This is a genomic window from Noviherbaspirillum sp. (genome assembly GCF_035654295.1).
Classification (GTDB): domain Bacteria; phylum Pseudomonadota; class Gammaproteobacteria; order Burkholderiales; family Burkholderiaceae_D; genus Noviherbaspirillum.
The window spans coordinates 1-16292 of record NZ_DASRXF010000092.1; the positions used below are offsets into that span (position 1 = coordinate 1).

Below are 16292 nucleotides of genomic sequence, written 5' to 3' on the forward strand. Positions count from 1 at the left end.
GCACAGGCACCGGACTCACCGGCACAGGCACCGGACTCACCGGCACAGGCACCGGACTCACCGGCACGGGCACCGGAATCACAGGCACCGGACTCACGGGCACGACGGCAACCGGAGCCACCGGCGCCGGCCTGCCCGGAACAGGCACGACCGGCATCGACACCAGCGTCGGCCTTCGCTTCTAGCCGCGCCCGGAAGACGGCCTTACTTTTTCGGCGTCATCCCGCCGGCCGGCGGCACGTTGCCACAATCCGCGGCGAGCCACTTGCCGCTGTTTTCGTGCCGCTGGTTGACCGGCTGTCCGTGCATGATGCCTTTGAAGTCATAGGTGGAACTGAACGCGGTATCGCCGCTGAAGGTCCCCTTGATCTTGCCCTCGCCCTTCATCTGCGCGCTGTTGCACACGATGTCTGCGCTGTAGCTGCTGCCGCTCTCCTGCATATTCTTCGTCTGGCAGCCCATGTCGTTCTTCTCCATGCCGGGCGGCACCTTGCTCTCGGTCATCTGCTTGGTGATGCAGACCTTGGTGACCATCGCGCCGTCCTGGATCTGGGGAACGTTCATGCCCATCTTGCGCATCTGCTCCATTTGCTCCGGGGGAATCTTCGGCATGTTCTTCATGGCGTCGGATGTCATCTTCATCTCCCACAGGCCGGGTTTCATCTGGCCCGCAGCGAAGGCAGAAGCGGAAAGCATCGATAACAGCAGCAGCGGAATGGCGGACTTGCGCATGAGGTCTCCTGGGCAATGCGGGTTGAACGGGTGCGACGGGCCATTCTAGCAGGGACGGCGGCAGCCCTTGCTGCCGCGCAGTTTGCCCTCCGGGCACTTGTGGTAGCCTTGGCCCACGATTCATAATGCGTCGCCATGTACACGAAATTCTTCCGTCTGGCACAGGCCCCGTTCTCGATTTCGCCCGACCCGCGTTACCTGTTCATGAGCGAGCGGCATCGCGAGGCGCTTGCACACCTGCTGTACGGCGTGGACGCGGGCGGCGGCGTGGTGCTGCTGACCGGCGACATCGGCACCGGCAAGACCACCATCTGCCGTTGCTTCCTCGAACAGGTGCCAGCCAACTGCAACGTCGCTTACATTTTCAATCCGAAGCTGACCGTCGTCGAACTGCTGCAATCGGTGTGCGAGGAATTCCATATCCCGCTCGACAAGCCGGGCACCGGGGTCAAGGACTACATCGATGCGCTCAACCGCTTCCTGCTCGCGGCGCACGCGGACGGACGCAATAACGTACTCGTCATCGACGAGGCGCAGAACCTGTCGGCGGACGTGCTGGAACAGTTGCGCCTGCTGACCAACCTCGAAACGAACGAGCGCAAGCTGCTGCAGATCATCCTGATCGGCCAGCCCGAACTGCGCGACATGCTGGCGCGGCCCGAGCTGGAGCAGCTCGCGCAGCGCGTGATCGCGCATTACCACCTGACCGCGCTGTCGGAAGACGAGACCGCCAGCTACATCCAGCACCGCATGGCGACCGCCGGCCTGACCACCGCCTCGCCCTTCCAGCAGCCGCTGATCAAGCACATCCACCGCCTGAGCGCGGGCATACCGCGCCGTATCAACCTGCTGTGCGACCGGGCGCTGCTCGGCGCGTATGCGAAAGGCACGCATGAAGTCGACCGCGCAACCGTCGAAGAGGCGGCGGCCGAGCTGTTCATCCATCAGCGCGCCGAGCAACCGGCACGGAGGACGTGGCCGGTGTTGGTCTCGCTCGTCATTGTTGCCGCCATTGCCGCCGGCGTGTGGTTCATGATGGATGACGGCACCTGGCTGAAGTCGGTCCATGCGAAGTGGACAGCGCCCGCTCCGGCGCCGGTTGCAAGCGCCCCTGCGGCCGCTCCCGCCGCTCCTGCCGAAGACCGCGCGCCGGAACCCGTGGCAGCGAAACCCGCACCGGAACCGGCCAGGGAAATCCTTTCGGAAAAGACCGGCGCCGCGCGCGCAGGCATGCGTGACGAAGCCGAGGCGCTGCGCCAGCTCGCACAGCGATGGGGCCTGTCCCTCTCTGGCGGCGATCCGTGCGATGACGCGCGCACGCACAACGTCCACTGCCACAGGAGCAACGGCGGCATCGCCGAACTCCGCCAGCTCGACCGCCCGGCGCTGCTCAGGCTCTACGACCAGGCCAACCGTCCCTACTATGCGGTGCTGACCGGGCTCTCGGACAATGTCGCTCGCCTGCGCGCCGGCGATGCGCAGCAGGCAGTGAGCCTGGTCGTGCTGGCCCGGCATTTCCGCGGCGAATTCATCACCTTCTGGCGTGCGCCCGGCGGCTTCGAGGGCGCGGTGGAATCCGGCGACCGCGGCCCGGCCGTCGACTGGTTCGCGTCGGAGCTTGCGAAACTGAACGGCGGCAGCGCACCCGCGCCGGACCAGCCTTTCGCGCAACGGACGCTGAAGCAGGTCAAGCATTTCCAGCAGGCGCACGGCTTGTTCGTGGACGGCGTGATCGGACCGGTCACCGCCATGCATATCAACCGTGCTGCAGGCGTGGACGAGCCGCGCCTGGACGAACGCACATCGGCGGAGTAGCGCATGTCCTACATTCTCGAAGCGCTGAAGAAGGCGGAAGCCGAACGCAACGGCACGGTGCATCGCGCCGCGCCCCTGCTGCCCCCGGTCGGTGCGGCGGCGAAGCATCCGCCCGCGTGGCGGCGCCCGCTGCCCTGGGCTGCGTTTGCGGCGCTATCCATTGCGTTGGCCAGCGCGGCTTGGTTCACGGTGAGAGGGAACGATACGGTCAAGGCTGCGCCCCCGCCTCCGGCGCCGGTGCAGGCGAAGCCGGCGCCCTTGCCTGAAGCCGTGCCGCCCGTGGCGCAGGCTGCGCCGGAAATTCCGGTTGAAAAGCCGAGGGATAAACCGAAGCCGCCGAAAAAGCCGGTCGAGAAAAAGGCAGTCGAGAAAAAACGGTCAGAAGAACCGAAGGTGGCGAAGGCGCCCGAACCGGCCGTCGGCACGTTGCAGGACTTGCCGGAGCAGATCCGGCGCGAAATCCCTGCCATCAACGTCGGCGGTTACATCTACTCCGGCAACAAGGCGGATCGTTCGGTGCTGGTCAATAATCGCCTGCTGCGCGAGGGCGACGAGGCCGCGCCCGGCCTCGTGCTGGAGAGAATGACGCCTTCCGGCATGGTCCTCAATTACCAGGGCTATCGTTACCGTCGCGGGTATAAGTAGTTCAGGCGATCGCCCGCACCCGCCTTTGCATCGGCAGGAAGGCAAGCAGGTTGCCGGCGAGGACGCAGGCCAGTCCGGCGAAGGCCAGCGCGCTCCACTGGTAGCCTTCGAAAACTGTCGAGATGGTCAGCGCCACGACCGGGAACAATACCGTGCAGTAGGCCGCTTTGTCCGGCCCCATGCGGCCCACCAGCAGCAGGTACGCGGTGAACCCGATCACCGATCCGGGAATGGCGAGATAGAACAGCGAGCCGATGTAGCGCGCGCTCGGTTCGATATCGAAGGGCATGCCGAGCGCAAGGCTGGCGATGGTCAGCACACCGGCCCCGATGAACATGGCCCAGGTATTGGTGAGCCAGGGCGTGAGGCCGATCGACTGCATGCGGCTCGACAGCAGGTTCCCGCTGGAGAAGAACAGTGTGCCCAGCAGCGCCAGTGCCAGCCCTTGCAGCATCCCGCCGTCGCTCCAGTGGCCGCGCATCTGCGGCAGGAACAGCATCGCGATCCCCGCCAGCCCGAGCAGGGCGCCGATGATGACCTGCGGCTGCATCGCCCGGCCGAGGAAAATCCGGCCGTTGATGGCGTTCCACAGCGGCGCGGTGGAGAACACCACCGCCACCAGTCCGCTGGGCACCCACTGGCTGGCGTAGTAGAAGCAGAGGAAATTGCAGCAGAAGAGTGCCACACCCTGCGCAAGCAGATAGCGCCAGGCGCGCGACGGCGGCATCACCGGCTTGCGCATGGCGGCCAGTAACAGCAGCAGGACCGCGGCGGCGATCCAGAAACGGTAGGCGATGGATACCGGCGCCGGCACGACGCCGAGCTGCCATTTGATGGCGATCCAGGTGGAGCCCCAGATGAGGACGGTGAGGAGGTAAAGGAATGCGTTCATGGCGCCATGATGGCGCATGGGCTTCCGGATGACTTGTTTGGAATTGCGCGATTGCGCCGGACTTGTCTGTTCTTGCGCATTTTTCGGCCGCTGCAACGGCCCTCCGGCGCGTCCGCACGGGAAATGATAAAGTGAAACCGGTTTTTTCCCTGTCTGCAAGCATGGCCGACCGCCCCCTACTCTACGCTCCCGATCCGCCGCCCACGCGCATCACGCACGCGGTGTTCAATACGCTGCGCGCGACCAACGCGGAGCTGGAGCGTTTCGCCTGGCTCGGCGACGAGCTCGCGGTAGCGATCTGGCACCGCCAGACGGAGGAGGAAGAGACGGCCTACATCCGCCCCGGCCACCATACGCTCTCGTATTACCTCGGCGGCGGTTATCGCACCGAGCGCAACGAGCTGCCCGGGATGTACGGCAGCCCCGGCCGGCTGTGCACCCTGCCCGACGACCACGAGTCGCGCTGGGTGGTGCGCGACCGGCTGCGTTTCCTGCATGTCTATTTCCTGCCCGAGCACTTCACCCGCCGCGCCGTGCAGGAGCTCGACCGCGAGCCGCGCGAACTGACGCTGGCGGACCGCACCTACTTCGAACACGCGCAGATCGCGCGGCTGTGCGCCACGCTCGAACAGATGCCCTGGAACGGGCCGGATGCGCTGTTGCGCGCGAATGAAACGGTGCACGAGACGCTCAGCCACCTGTTGCGCTCGCAGGCCGCGCCACGGCGCGACGCGAATATGAAAGGCGGTGTGTCACCGGCCGTGCGGCGCCGGCTCACCGAGTACATCGAGTCCAGGCTCGACCGCAATATCACACTGGGCATGCTGGCCGAAGCCGCCGGCTTGTCGGAATATCATCTTGCGCGCATGTTCCGCATCTCCTTCGGCACGCCGCCGCATGCGTGGATCGCGGACCGGCGCGTCGAGCGCGCGCGGCAGTTGCTGAAAACTACCGGCCTGCCGCTGCAACAGGTCGCCGATGCCTGCGGCTACGCTGACCTCAGCCATTTCAGCCACCGCTTCCGCGCCGCCGTCGGCGTGTCTCCGCGCACGTACAGGCAGGTTGTCGCGCACTAGCGATGCGCGGGTGGGTTTCGCTGCGCTCTACCCACCCTACCGTCCTTTAATCATCCATGAACGGCTAGATCGCCTGCGCGGGTGCGGGGAAAATATGCCGCGCTTCGCCGCGATGTTCAGCGCCGAGCGCTGTCGCCGCCTCGTCGATGCAGCTCATCACTTCGTCCGGTGCCATGTGATGCACCATGTGCCCCGCGCCTTGCGTGAGGTGGTAAGTGCTGTGCGGCAGTTCCCTGTGCAACTGCTCGGATTGCACGCGGCGATCCACATGCCGGTCGCCATCGCCGGACATGATCACCACCGGCATAGTCAGTTCGTGGTAACGGTGGCGCAGCGCGAACGCAGCCGGGATCATGAGCGCGGCCTCGGCCGCCGTGGCGCGCATCTGCGAGGGACGCAGGTTCATCCACACCGGGAAGCGGGCGTCGAACTTGTGCGGCACTTGCGCCGGTGCAAAGAGGCGTTTCTTCATCATCGGCCAGATCAGGCGCCCGATCAGCGGCGACACGGTGTAGCGCATCAGGTCGCCGATGATGGGGATGGCGGGCGGCGACAGCAGCGGCACATCGAGTCGCGCCGTCGGGTAGTAGTAGCCGGAGATCAGGACCAGGCTTTTCACGTCGTCCGGATAGTCCAGGCCGAGCGCGACCGCCACCAGCGCCCCCCATGAATGTCCGACCACGATGGGCTGCGAAACACCGATCTGCTCCAGTGCGTGATGCAGCAACGTAGCCTGCGCCTGCGGCGTCCATATCGTGGTGCGCGGACGGTCGCTGTAGCCGTAACCCGGGCGATCGAATGCGATCACGCGGTACTTCTGCGCTGCAAGGTCCATCACCCCGCTGATGTCGTAATCCTGGATCATGCTGCCGTCGCCGTGCAGCAACACCACCGGCTGGCCCGTGCCCCGCTCGACATAGTGCAGGCGGATGCCATCGACCTCCACAAACTTTCCGGCGGGCGGATTGTCACTCTCCACTTCGCGCGTGCGCTGGCGCACAACGTAAGCCGCGGCGGCAAGCGCTGCGCCGACGGCAAGCAGGGTGGTGGTATTGCGGCGAGGATAGGCGCGCGCAGGTGTCGATTGCCGCGCGTTACGCCGGATGTCTTCATTGTTCGCGTAATGCATGTTTTCTTCCTCCTGCTGTTGTGTGGAGTTGTTGGAAGCACATGATCCGCGCGAAGTTCAATGTTGTTCCGCGTGCAGCCGCAGCGGAATTGACAGTACATGTATATGCATTTATATTGATCCCATTCGCTGACCAGGCTCCCGCCGTGAAACCACTCAAGCTTCCCTGTTACTGCGGCTCCATCCGCCAGGCCTCGCGCGTCGTGACCCAGATGTACGACAAGGCGCTCAAGCCCTCGGGCGTGAAGATCACGCAATTCGGCATCCTGCGGCTGCTCAAGTACTTTCCCGGGCTGACCACCGGCGAAATGGCCGAAGCGCTGGTCATGGACAGCACGACCCTGACCCGCACGCTGAAGATCATCCAAGACAGCAAGTGGATCGAATCGACGCCCGGCGAGGACCGCCGCGAGCGCCACTGGTCGCTGACCGACGAAGGCCGCGCGCGGTTGCAGGAGGCGGAGCCGCTGTGGAAGAACGCACAGAAGGAATTCACGGCGATGATGAACGACGTCGACCTCGATGGCCTCACCAGGACGGTATTCCAGCTGGTGCAGAAGTCCACCGAAGCGGCCGTCCCGTAACGAGCGGCCGTCCCGTAACGAGTCTCTTGGCCCGTCCTACCCGGACGGGCTTGCAGGCCGGACCCACCGGTCCGGCCTTTTTTCCATTTACAAGATACAAGGACCCGCCATGCCACACACCATCGACGCCGAATCCTTCAACCAGCGCGGCGCAGGCTATCTGCCCGATTTACTGGGCATCAAGGTCAACAGCGTTGACAAGAACCTGCTGCTTTCCGAGCTGACGGTGCAGAAGCATCATCTCGCACCCAATGGCTACCTGCATGCCGGCACGGTGGTCACGCTGGCCGACACGTCCTGCGGCTATGGCTGCGTCGCCAACCTGCCCGAGGGGGCGATCAGCTTCACGACCATCGAGCTCAAGAGCAATTTCATGGGCACTGCCCGCGAAGGCGTGGTGGAATGCGAAGCGAAAATGGTGCATGGCGGACGCAACACCCAGGTATGGGATGCGCTGGTGAAGCACCGCGATACCGGGAAGCTGATGGCGACCTTCCGCTGCACGCAGATGATCCTGTATCCGAAGGCCTGAAGCCGGAAGTCATGACTGACATCAGCCCCGGCATCTACGAACACTACAAGGGCAAGAAGTATTTCGTCCTCGGCTTGTCGCGCAACACGGAAACCAATGAAGTGTGCGTGGTTTATCGGCCCTTGTACGAGACCGACTGGCCGCAGCTGGTGCATCGGAACGCCGCCATGTTCTTCGAGTCTGTGCATGTGGAAGGCCGGCAGGTGCCGCGCTTCCGCAAGCTCGATTGACGAAAAGGCATGATCGATTCCCTGTTCAATTCCCTGTACGAGAGCGGCGGCTGGGAAAACATCGCCGCGCCCGACGCCGACCTGCGCGTCATGCCGGCCTTCTACCCCGGACAGGAAGCTTCCGCCCTCATGCAGCGCCTGCTGGAAGAAACGCCATGGCAGCAGGAGGCCATCACGTTATGGGGCAAGCAGCACCTGCAACCCCGGCTCTCGGCGTGGTACGGCGATCCAGGGAGTGCTTATGCGTATTCGGGTGTGGTGCTACAGCCACATGCCTGGACACCGACGCTCCTGCGTATCAAATCGGATGTGGAGAATGCGGCCGGCCAGCGTTTCAACAGCGTCCTCCTCAACCTCTACCGCAACGAGGAGGACAGCGTGGGATGGCACAGCGATGCCGAGCCGGAACTCGGGCAATGCCCGGTGATCGCATCGCTGACGCTCGGCGAAACGCGCACCTTCCGCCTGCGCCACAAGTCGCGCAAGGAGCTCAAGCCCCTGCTGCTCGACCTCGCCGACGGCAGCCTGCTGCTGATGGCAGGAACAACCCAGCACTGCTGGCAGCATGCGGTGCTGAAGGAACGCAGGCCGCGCGGCCCGCGGATCAACCTCACGTTCAGGACGATCGGGCTATAAATTCAGGCAAAAAAAAGCGGCCGGGCCGCAATGCTGTTTACTTAAGCTTGAATCCGCCGCCGTCATCCCGACGAAAGTCGGGATCCAGTGTCTTGCACGCGCCGGTCAACGCCACTGGATTCCTGCTTTCGCAGGAATGACATGCATTTTTTGCGGCCTTGCGTGGCCGCTCATTCGGAAAGCCGGCGGCAAAGCACCGCCGGTTTCTTCTTGCGTCGTTCGCTGGGAGGCAATTCGACGGAAAACTTATGCCTGGCGCTTGGCGATCATGTCCAGTTCCTGTACCAGGTTCGGCATGACGGCGTCGGAGCCGGACATGCGGTACAGGCGAAGCAGCGATACTTCGTTGCTGGCTTCACGGACTTGTGCCTTCTGCTCGGTGCGCGGGGTAACGGCGAGCAACGCAGCCAGCAGGGCACGGGCGGCGCGGCCGACATTCTGTGCATAGCTCGAACCGAAGGTGCCGGCGGTCGGGGTTGCGATTGTCAGGGTTGCCATGATTCATTCCTCTCGATAAAAAATTCTCGTATGGACATAGTGTAGGTACGGGCCAGTTATTATTCCAATTGCGAATACGGATAACTGACATTCGGCTCGTGAATGTTGAAATTGTCGTATCTCAACGTGTTTCCAGTCGATTACTGTCGGTGTCCGTCCGTTTTTCTTTCCTTCGCGTCAGCCGCCGCGCATCCGTTGCTAGAATGCGTATCCACCTCGACAGCGGCGCCCGCAAAAAAATATGAGCTACCTCGCACTGAAACACCTCCACATCAGCTTTGCCGCGCTGAGCGGTCTTCTTTTCCTGGTCCGCGGGTTGCAGATGCTGCGCGTCAGGAACGGCATGCCCCTGCCGCGGAAGAACATGCTCGACCGCAGCTCCTATGTCATCGACACCGTGCTCCTCGCCAGTGCGCTGACGATGGTGGTATGGGGCGCGCAATACCCCTTCGTGGTGCCCTGGCTGACCGCCAAGGTGATTGCCGTGGTCGCCTACATCATCGTCGGCGCCATTGCCCTCAGGCGCGGCAAGACGCGCGGCGTGCGCGCCGGTGCCTTCGTCGCCGCGCTGCTCATCTTCGCTTACATCATCAAGGTGGCCGTGACCAAGCAGGTGGCATAGTGGAAATGCTCAGCAGCTTCGGCGCGTCGCATTACAAGGCCGCCGACATCCAGCTCTTCCAGGGCGCGGACTTGGAACAGATCAGCGCACTGATCGCCGGTTGCCCGGTGGTGCGCATCGCCGCACAGCAGCAGATGCAGGACGCGTCGCACCAGGGCGGGCAGCTGTTCGTCGTGCTGCAGGGCGCGCTCGACGTCACCCATGTCGATACCCGGGATGCAAGGCTCGATGGCGCCTCGGTGCGCGTGCTCCCCGGCGAGTGCGTGGGCGAGCTGTCGGTGCTGGATGAAGAAGTCTCGTCCGACCGCATCACCGCGCGGGTCGATTCCGACGTGCTGGTAATCGATGCCGAGGTGCTGTGGAAGCTGGTCGACGAATCGAACAATGTCGCGCGCAACCTGCTGCGCCTGCTGTCATTCCGCGTGCGCGCCGCCAACGCGCAGCTGCGCCGCCGGCAGAAGGTCGGCGAGTTCTATCGCCAGCTGTCGATGGTGGATGGCCTGACCGGACTGCAGAACCGTGCCTGGCTCAACGACAACCTGCCGCGCATGGTCGAGAACGCGCATGTCGTGAACAGTCCGCTGTCGATGATCATGATGGACCTGGACCACTTCAAGCAATTCAACGACCAGCACGGCCATGTCTCCGGCGACCACGCGCTGCAAGTGGCGGCGAAAGTCATCAGCGGCGGACTGCGCCCGACCGACAGCGCAGCCCGCTTCGGCGGCGAGGAAATCATGCTGCTGCTGCCGAACACGCCGCAGGCCAGTGCGCTGCTGGTCGCGCAGCGGCTGTGCGAGCGCCTGCGCCAGGCCGTGGTGTTCAGCGAAATGCACCGGCCGCTGCCGCACATCACCGCCTCGTTCGGCGTGGCCACGCTGGAACCGGGACAGAACGCAGAAGCGTTGATCTCGGCCGCCGATGCCGCCCTCTACCGCGCCAAGGCAGACGGGCGCGATCGCGTGGCGCTGTAGCACGACTATCAACATCGGCCGCGAGGGGCGCGTTCAGTATAATGACGGGTTCTGCTCCATTCGCCATTCCGCCATGCCCCACGCTCCCGAACTCCTGCTCCCCGCCGGCTCGCTGGCCAAGATGCACGCCGCCTTCGACTACGGCGCAGACGCCGTCTATGCCGGCCAGCCGCGCTACAGCCTGCGCGCGCGCAATAACGAATTCTCCACACTGGATGCGCTTGCCGCCGGCATCAGCGAAGCGCATGCGCGCAACAAGCTGTTCTTCGTTGCCAGCAACATCTTCGCGCACAATGCCAAGCTGAAGACCTACCTGCGCGACATGGAACCCGTGATCGCGATGAAGCCTGACGCCCTCATCATGGCCGACCCCGGCCTGATCATGATGGTGCGCGACAAATGGCCGGAGGTGCCGGTCCACCTGTCGGTGCAGGCGAACGCGGTGAACTGGGCCGACGTCAAGTTCTGGCAGCGCATGGGCCTGACCCGCGTGATCCTGTCGCGCGAACTGTCCCTCGACGAGATCGAGGAAATCCGCCAGCAGTGCCCGGACATGGAGCTTGAAGTGTTCGTGCATGGCGCGCTGTGCATCGCCTATTCCGGCCGCTGCCTGCTGTCGGGCTACTTCAACCACCGCGACGCCAACCAGGGCACCTGCACCAACTCCTGCCGCTGGGATTACAAGGTGATGAACGCGTCGGAGGATGCCTCCGGCGACATCGCGCGCGTGCCCGTTGAGTCCATCCAGTTCAACTACCAGCAGGCACTCGAGGAAGCCAACCAGTCCTTCGCGGCGCTGGGCGACGTGCCGCGCCACCCGCTCGCCGACCGCCCCTACCTGATCGAGGAAGCCGGCCGCCCTGGCCAGCTCATGCCCGTCCTGGAGGATGAGCACGGCACCTACATCATGAATTCGAAGGACCTGCGCGCGGTCGAGCACATCGAGCGCCTGGTGAAGATCGGTGTGGACTCGCTGAAGATCGAAGGCCGCACCAAGTCGCTTTACTATGTGGCCCGCACTGCGCAGGTCTATCGCCGCGCGATCGATGACGCCGTGGCCGGACGTCCGTTCAACACGCAACTCCTCGGCGAGTTGCAGGGCCTGGCCAACCGCGGATATACCGATGGCTTCTACCAGCGCCACCACACGCAGGAGTACCAGAACTACATGAGCGGCGTTTCCGAAGTGCACCGCAGCCACTACGTTGGCGATGTGCAAGGCGTGCACGAGGGCTGGGCGGAAGTGGAAGTGAAGAACCGGTTTGCCGTCGGCGACCGCATCGAGGTCATCCATCCCGCCGGCAACGAAGTGCTGACGCTGGAGCAGATGCGCGCCGAGGACGGCTCGCCCCTGACAGTGGCGGCGGGCAGCGGGCATCGCGTGCGCATCCCGCTCGACGCACGCTTCGACAAGGCATTGCTTGCACGCCTGCTGTAAGAATTTCCCGCGCCGCGACTGAACCGCCGTTGCGGCCCGGCCTGCAGGCGTGCGTATGTTTATTGCTTCCCTTTCCACGGGAATGTTTCCGGGAGACGCATCATGCGCTGGGAAGGCAACCGTCAAAGCGAAAACGTGGAAGACCGGCGGGGCAGCAGCTTCGGCGGCAAGTCCGTCGGGCTCGGCACCGTCGCGATTGCGCTGGTGCTGTCCTATTTCCTCGGCGTCAGTCCGACTACCGTCCTCAATGTACTGACCGGCGGCGGCATGCCGGTGTCGCAAGAGGTGACGGCGCAGCGCCCGCCCGAGACCGACCAGATGGCGAAATTCGTCTCGACCGTCCTGGCCGATACCGAAGACACCTGGCACGCGCTGTTCCGTTCGGCGGGCAACACCTACGTCGAGCCGCGCCTGGTCTTGTTTTCCGGAAGCACCCCGACCGCCTGCGGCACAGGCCAGTCCGCCGCCGGCCCCTTTTATTGTCCGGGCGATCAGAAGATCTACATCGACCTCAGCTTCTATCGTTTGATGAAGGAACGTTTCCGAGTGTCAGGCGAGTTCGCGCAGGCCTATGTCATCGCACATGAGGTGGGGCATCATGTGCAGCATCTCATGGGTCTCACCGACAAGGTCGATGCGGCGCGCCGGCGCATGTCGCAGGCGCAGGGAAATGCGCTGTCGGTGCGGCTGGAGCTGCAGGCGGACTGCTTCGCCGGCGTCTGGGCGCACCATGCCGACCGGGCGCGCAGCATCCTCGAAGCGGGCGATGTCGAAGCCGCACTGAATGCGGCGAGCGCCATCGGCGACGATGCGCTGCAGAAGCAATCGCAAGGCGTGGTGGTGCCGGATTCCTTCACGCACGGCACCTCGGAGCAGCGCGTGCGCTGGTTCACGCGCGGCATCCAGAGCGGGCAGATCACGTCCTGCAATACCTTCGAGGCGCGGCAGCTTTGATCCGCTACAATGCAGCCATTCCGTTCCCCAAGGCTTGCCATGTCCCACGAAACCGCCCTCCATGCGCTGCATGCCGCGCTCGATGATTTGCAGCACAAGCGCATGCCCATCCACGCCTTCTGCCAGGCATGGCGCGCGCAAACCGGCCTCCTCGCCGCGCTGCCGCCCCGCTACGGTGTGGTGATGGAAGACCTGCTCGGCCGCATGGAAGCCGGCAGCCTGTTTACCGAGGAAAGCTGTTCCTTCAGCCAGGAAGACCTGCAGGCAAGCCTCACGACCTGGCTCGACAAGGCCGGACAGACTTTGGGAGCCTGACATGCAAATCCTCGATTTCCATCTGGACGGCGAGTACGTCGAACTGAACCAGCTGCTCAAGCTCGTCGGCGTGTGCGACAGCGGCGGCGCGGGCAAGGCCATCGTCGCTTCCGGCGACGTGTCGGTGGATGGCAAGCAGGAATTGCGCAAGACCGCCAAGATCCGCACCGGCCAGACGGTCACCATCGGCGACATCCGCATCCGCGTGCAAGGCTGACACCCGGGCCGCCAAGGCAGCCATGATCGAGCAATACGGCAAACTGATCTTCATCGACCTCGAAGCCACCGGACCCGATCCGGTGAACGACCGCGTGATGGAGATCGGCATTGTCACGGCCAGCAAGGATGGCGTCGAGCGCTGGTCGGCGCTGGTCAATCCGCAGGCGCCGATCCCGCCCTTCGTCAGTACCCTGACCGGGATCACCGAGGACATGGTGAAAGATGCGCCCACCTTCGCCGAGGTGCAGGAGGAACTGCTGCAGCGCCTGCAGGGCGGCCTCTTCATCGCGCACAATGCGCGCTTCGATTACGGCTTCCTGCACAACGAGTTCAAGCGCCTCGGCAAGACCTTCCGCTGCGAAGTGCTGTGCACGCTCAAGCTGTCGCGCAAGCTCTTTCCCGATGTGATCAGCCACGGCCTCGATGCGCTGGTCACCCGCCACGGACTGTCGACCGACGCCCGCCACCGCGCGCTGGGCGATGCCGAGGTGCTGTGGCAGTACTGGCAGCTGCTGGAACGGACGGTGGCGGGCGAGCGGATGCGCGAAATGGCGCGCCAGCTCCTGCAGCGCCCCAACCTGCCGATCCATCTCGACCCCGACATGTTCGACGACCTGCCCGACGGACCCGGCGTCTATGTCTTCTACGGCGAAGGCGACAAGGCGCTCTTCATTGCGCGCGCGCCGCACCTGCGCCAGCGCGTGCTGTCGCATTTCCACGGCGAGCGGCCATCCAACCGGGATGCTGAGCTGGCCAGGGATGCGCGGCGCTTCGACTGGTTCGAGACGGTGGGCGATATCGGTGCGCAGCTGATGGAAGCGCGCCTGATGCGCCGCCTGCAGCCTCCCGCCGCCGTCGGCAGGCCGACCGAACAGGATGTGTGCGCGTGGCGCATCGCAGAAGATATGCAGGGCGGCCGCGCCGAACTGGTGTTCGCCACCGACCCCGGCTTTGCCCGAGGCGCACCGTGCTACGGCATGTTCACCTCGCGCCAGAAGGCGGAGATGGCATTGGGCGCGCTGGCGGAGAAGCACGGCATCGACATCGCATCGCACACGGACGCCGCACGCCTGCGCAGGGCGCTCGCCTCCCTGCCCGTGGTGAACTGGCCGTATCGCGGGCCGGTGGTTCTCGTCGAGCGCGGCGAGGATGGCCGGGAAGCTGCAGCTCATCGACCACTGGCATTGCATCGCCACCCCGCGCTCGATGGACGAGGTGCCGGCGCTGCTGGCGCAGGCGCCGGCCCACGCGGCATTCGAATTCGACACCTACCGCATCCTGTCGCGCGCCATTGCGCAAGGCAAGCTGGAAGTGCGTCAGCTTTCCTGATCCGCCTTCGCGGCCAGCTTCTTCTGCCACTGCTCCGACCAGCGCTGCAGCGGCATCAATGCCTCCAGCAGTTGCCTGCCCTGCTTGCTCAGCGCATAGCCGTACGGCTCTTCCAGCACCACGATGTCCGCTTCGCGCAATTCGCGCAGGCGCTGGTTCAGCACCGTGGGCGACATCGCGTCGCAGCGTTCGCGCAGCTCGCGGAAGGTAAGCGTCTCCTCGCGTAATTCCCACAGGATGCGCAGCACCCAGCGCCGCCCGAGCAGGTCGAGCAAGGCCATGATGGGCCGCCCCGTTGTCGATCCCCTGACCGGCGTCCCTGGTTTCGGCAAAGCCATGCATCCTCCGCTACAAATTGTGTAGCTCTATGCTACAGTAAACGTAGCATCTCGTCCAGCCGGATGCCCTTCCACATAATTCAAGGAGCAGAACGATGTCGAATCCCCGCATTTCCCCCGCCGAACCGCCCTACGACCCGGCCATCGCCGAAGCCTTCGCGCGTGTCATGCCGCCCGGCTTCGCCCCGCTCAAGCTGTTCCGCACCATGGCACGCAATCCGCGCGTGCTCCAGCGCATGTTCGCGGGCAGCCTGCTCGACAAGGGCGCGGTCACCTTGCGCGACCGCGAGCTGATGATCCTGCGCACCTGCGCACGCTGCGGATCGGAATATGAGTGGGGTGTGCACGTTACCTTCTTTTCGGCGAAAGCCGGAATTGAGGAAGGGCAGGCGGCAGCGACCGTGCGAGACATTGCCGGCGGCAACTGGGATGCGCGCGACCGGCTGGTGCTGCGGATGGCCGACGCGCTGCACGAGACAGCCAATGTACCGGATGCCTTGTGGGAAGAACTGCAGGCGGAGTTCACGGTGGAACAGTTGCTCGAACTGATCGCACTGGCAGGGTATTACCGCACCATCTCCACCATGACGAATGCCAGCCGGATCGAGTGCGAACCCTTTGCCGCGCGGATGAACGGCGCATAAAAAAACGGGCCGCGCGTAAACTGCGCGGCCCGTTGCAAGACAATGTGCAGGCTTAGGTGTTGGTGTGCGTCACCGCACCGTTGATGTTGGCAACGGTGGCATTAGCGGCATCGACAGCCTGCTTTGCAGTCCGCGTGAACTGCTGGTAGGTGCTGGCGGCATTGCCCATCGCATTCTTCAGGATCGTCATCACGCCCTCGCCGCCCGGCGCGCGCTGTGCGGCTTCCTCCACCAGTTCGGTCATCTTGCTGCTGAACTGTGCGAACTGCGATTCCGCAGCCTTGGTGAATTCGGCCTGGGTGCTGTTGGCGATGTTGGTCAGGTGGCCGCCGTAAGCGACAACCTTTTCAATGTTCGGCCTCGCCTGCGCGGCGACCAGGGAGAAAAATTCCTGCGGGTTGTTCGCGGACAGGATCTGGCGGGTAGCAGCCTGGGACTCTTCCATCGAGGCGCGCGCCGCGGTGATGTTCAGGGTGAACAGCTTTTCGACGCTTTCGAGCGTCTTGCCGGTCAGCGCGGTATACAGCGCGAGGTTGGCCTCGATGTTGGCCTTGGTTGCAACGGAAATCTGGTCTTGAATCGGGAACATGGCATCTCCAAAAAACGGAATACGGTCAGCTTAGAAAAAGTTGCCAATTTTGTTGCATAGCAACACGGCTTATTTTAGAGATGCAGACCCCACCGCTCAAG

At 64.2% G+C, this 16292-nt stretch carries 21 protein-coding genes and 1 pseudogene; 16 read left to right on the plus strand and 6 right to left on the minus strand.

All coding sequences use genetic code 11. From position 1 onward, the window contains the following. Positions 1–185, plus strand: a 185-nt coding sequence (locus tag VFF99_RS09900) for a hypothetical protein (protein WP_325017383.1), incomplete at its 5' end; no start/stop codon positions are given. Between the two features lie 19 nt (positions 186–204). Here the strand turns inward: VFF99_RS09900 and VFF99_RS09905 are convergent. Beyond that, a complete protein-coding gene (locus tag VFF99_RS09905) occupies positions 205–732 on the minus strand; it encodes a DUF3617 domain-containing protein (protein ID WP_325017384.1) in 528 nt (175 codons plus the stop codon). A gap of 135 nt (positions 733–867) precedes the next feature. Between VFF99_RS09905 and VFF99_RS09910 the strand changes: the two genes are divergently transcribed. Both VFF99_RS09910 and VFF99_RS09915 read left to right on the plus strand, forming a co-directional pair. Then, the gene (locus VFF99_RS09910) at positions 868–2547 is read left to right on the plus strand and encodes an AAA family ATPase (RefSeq protein WP_325017386.1); all 1680 of its coding nucleotides are present in this window, start codon (positions 868–870) and stop codon (positions 2545–2547) included. A gap of 3 nt (positions 2548–2550) precedes the next feature. Further along, positions 2551–3192 (plus strand): general secretion pathway protein GspB, encoded by a 642-nt coding sequence (locus tag VFF99_RS09915; protein ID WP_325017388.1) that lies wholly within the window; start codon positions 2551–2553, stop codon positions 3190–3192. Between the two features lies 1 nt (position 3193). On the opposite strand, the gene VFF99_RS09920 is transcribed toward VFF99_RS09915, so the two are convergent. Beyond that, a complete protein-coding gene (locus tag VFF99_RS09920) occupies positions 3194–4084 on the minus strand; it encodes a DMT family transporter (protein WP_325017390.1) in 891 nt (296 codons plus the stop codon). Between the two features lie 161 nt (positions 4085–4245). Between VFF99_RS09920 and VFF99_RS09925 the strand changes: the two genes are divergently transcribed. Further along, positions 4246–5160, plus strand: coding sequence for an AraC family transcriptional regulator (locus tag VFF99_RS09925; protein ID WP_325017435.1), 915 nt, complete (start codon positions 4246–4248; stop codon positions 5158–5160). Positions 5161–5224: 64 nt separating this feature from the next. Here VFF99_RS09925 and VFF99_RS09930 read toward each other — a convergent pair whose 3' ends face one another. Beyond that, positions 5225–6289: an alpha/beta hydrolase gene (locus VFF99_RS09930; RefSeq protein ID WP_325017392.1), complete on the minus strand. Its 1065-nt coding sequence runs from the start codon at positions 6287–6289 to the stop codon at positions 5225–5227. A 146-nt stretch (positions 6290–6435) separates the two neighbouring features. Here VFF99_RS09930 and VFF99_RS09935 point away from each other — a divergent pair, with 146 nt between their 5' ends. From VFF99_RS09935 to VFF99_RS09950, 4 genes are all read left to right on the plus strand, one after another. Then, the gene (locus tag VFF99_RS09935) at positions 6436–6873 is read left to right on the plus strand and encodes a MarR family winged helix-turn-helix transcriptional regulator (protein WP_325017394.1); all 438 of its coding nucleotides are present in this window, start codon (positions 6436–6438) and stop codon (positions 6871–6873) included. 109 nt (positions 6874–6982) lie between these two features. Beyond that, positions 6983–7405 carry a PaaI family thioesterase gene (locus VFF99_RS09940; RefSeq protein WP_325017396.1) on the plus strand — a complete coding sequence of 141 codons (423 nt, stop codon included), beginning with the start codon at positions 6983–6985 and terminating at the stop codon, positions 7403–7405. A gap of 11 nt (positions 7406–7416) precedes the next feature. Then, the gene (locus VFF99_RS09945) at positions 7417–7635 is read left to right on the plus strand and encodes a DUF1653 domain-containing protein (protein ID WP_325017398.1); all 219 of its coding nucleotides are present in this window, start codon (positions 7417–7419) and stop codon (positions 7633–7635) included. Positions 7636–7644: 9 nt separating this feature from the next. Further along, positions 7645–8271: an alpha-ketoglutarate-dependent dioxygenase AlkB gene (locus tag VFF99_RS09950; RefSeq protein WP_325017400.1), complete on the plus strand. Its 627-nt coding sequence runs from the start codon at positions 7645–7647 to the stop codon at positions 8269–8271. 246 nt (positions 8272–8517) lie between these two features. Here the strand turns inward: VFF99_RS09950 and VFF99_RS09955 are convergent, their stop codons facing one another. Then, positions 8518–8769, minus strand: a complete 252-nt coding sequence (locus tag VFF99_RS09955) for a hypothetical protein (protein WP_325017402.1) — start codon at positions 8767–8769, stop codon at positions 8518–8520. Positions 8770–9010: 241 nt separating this feature from the next. On the opposite strand from VFF99_RS09955, the gene VFF99_RS09960 reads away from it, so the two are divergent. From VFF99_RS09960 to VFF99_RS09990, 7 genes and pseudogenes are all read left to right on the plus strand, one after another. Beyond that, positions 9011–9391: a SirB2 family protein gene (locus tag VFF99_RS09960; protein ID WP_325017403.1), complete on the plus strand. Its 381-nt coding sequence runs from the start codon at positions 9011–9013 to the stop codon at positions 9389–9391. A gap of 5 nt (positions 9392–9396) precedes the next feature. Continuing rightward, positions 9397–10365, plus strand: coding sequence for a GGDEF domain-containing protein (locus tag VFF99_RS09965; RefSeq protein WP_325017437.1), 969 nt, complete (start codon positions 9397–9399; stop codon positions 10363–10365). A 73-nt stretch (positions 10366–10438) separates the two neighbouring features. Next, the gene (gene yegQ, locus VFF99_RS09970; RefSeq protein WP_325017405.1) at positions 10439–11803 is read left to right on the plus strand and encodes a tRNA 5-hydroxyuridine modification protein YegQ; all 1365 of its coding nucleotides are present in this window, start codon (positions 10439–10441) and stop codon (positions 11801–11803) included. Positions 11804–11905: 102 nt separating this feature from the next. After that, complete coding sequence (ypfJ, locus tag VFF99_RS09975; protein WP_325017407.1) at positions 11906–12757, plus strand: KPN_02809 family neutral zinc metallopeptidase; 852 nt, start codon at positions 11906–11908, stop codon at positions 12755–12757. A 39-nt stretch (positions 12758–12796) separates the two neighbouring features. Continuing rightward, positions 12797–13072 carry a hypothetical protein gene (locus VFF99_RS09980; protein ID WP_325017408.1) on the plus strand — a complete coding sequence of 92 codons (276 nt, stop codon included), beginning with the start codon at positions 12797–12799 and terminating at the stop codon, positions 13070–13072. 1 nt (position 13073) lies between these two features. Next, positions 13074–13289: an RNA-binding S4 domain-containing protein gene (locus VFF99_RS09985; RefSeq protein WP_325017410.1), complete on the plus strand. Its 216-nt coding sequence runs from the start codon at positions 13074–13076 to the stop codon at positions 13287–13289. A 22-nt stretch (positions 13290–13311) separates the two neighbouring features. Beyond that, positions 13312–13791 (plus strand): annotated as a pseudogene (locus VFF99_RS09990) (PolC-type DNA polymerase III); the annotation flags it as partial. Between the two features lie 816 nt (positions 13792–14607). Here the strand turns inward: VFF99_RS09990 and VFF99_RS09995 are convergent. Then, the gene (locus VFF99_RS09995) at positions 14608–14958 is read right to left on the minus strand and encodes a helix-turn-helix domain-containing protein (protein WP_325017412.1); all 351 of its coding nucleotides are present in this window, start codon (positions 14956–14958) and stop codon (positions 14608–14610) included. A gap of 95 nt (positions 14959–15053) precedes the next feature. Here VFF99_RS09995 and VFF99_RS10000 point away from each other — a divergent pair, with 95 nt between their 5' ends. After that, positions 15054–15602 (plus strand): carboxymuconolactone decarboxylase family protein, encoded by a 549-nt coding sequence (locus VFF99_RS10000; protein ID WP_325017414.1) that lies wholly within the window; start codon positions 15054–15056, stop codon positions 15600–15602. A gap of 52 nt (positions 15603–15654) precedes the next feature. Here the strand turns inward: VFF99_RS10000 and phaP are convergent, their stop codons facing one another. After that, positions 15655–16191, minus strand: coding sequence for a TIGR01841 family phasin (gene phaP, locus VFF99_RS10005; RefSeq protein ID WP_325017416.1), 537 nt, complete (start codon positions 16189–16191; stop codon positions 15655–15657). Positions 16192–16292 lie beyond the last annotated feature (101 nt).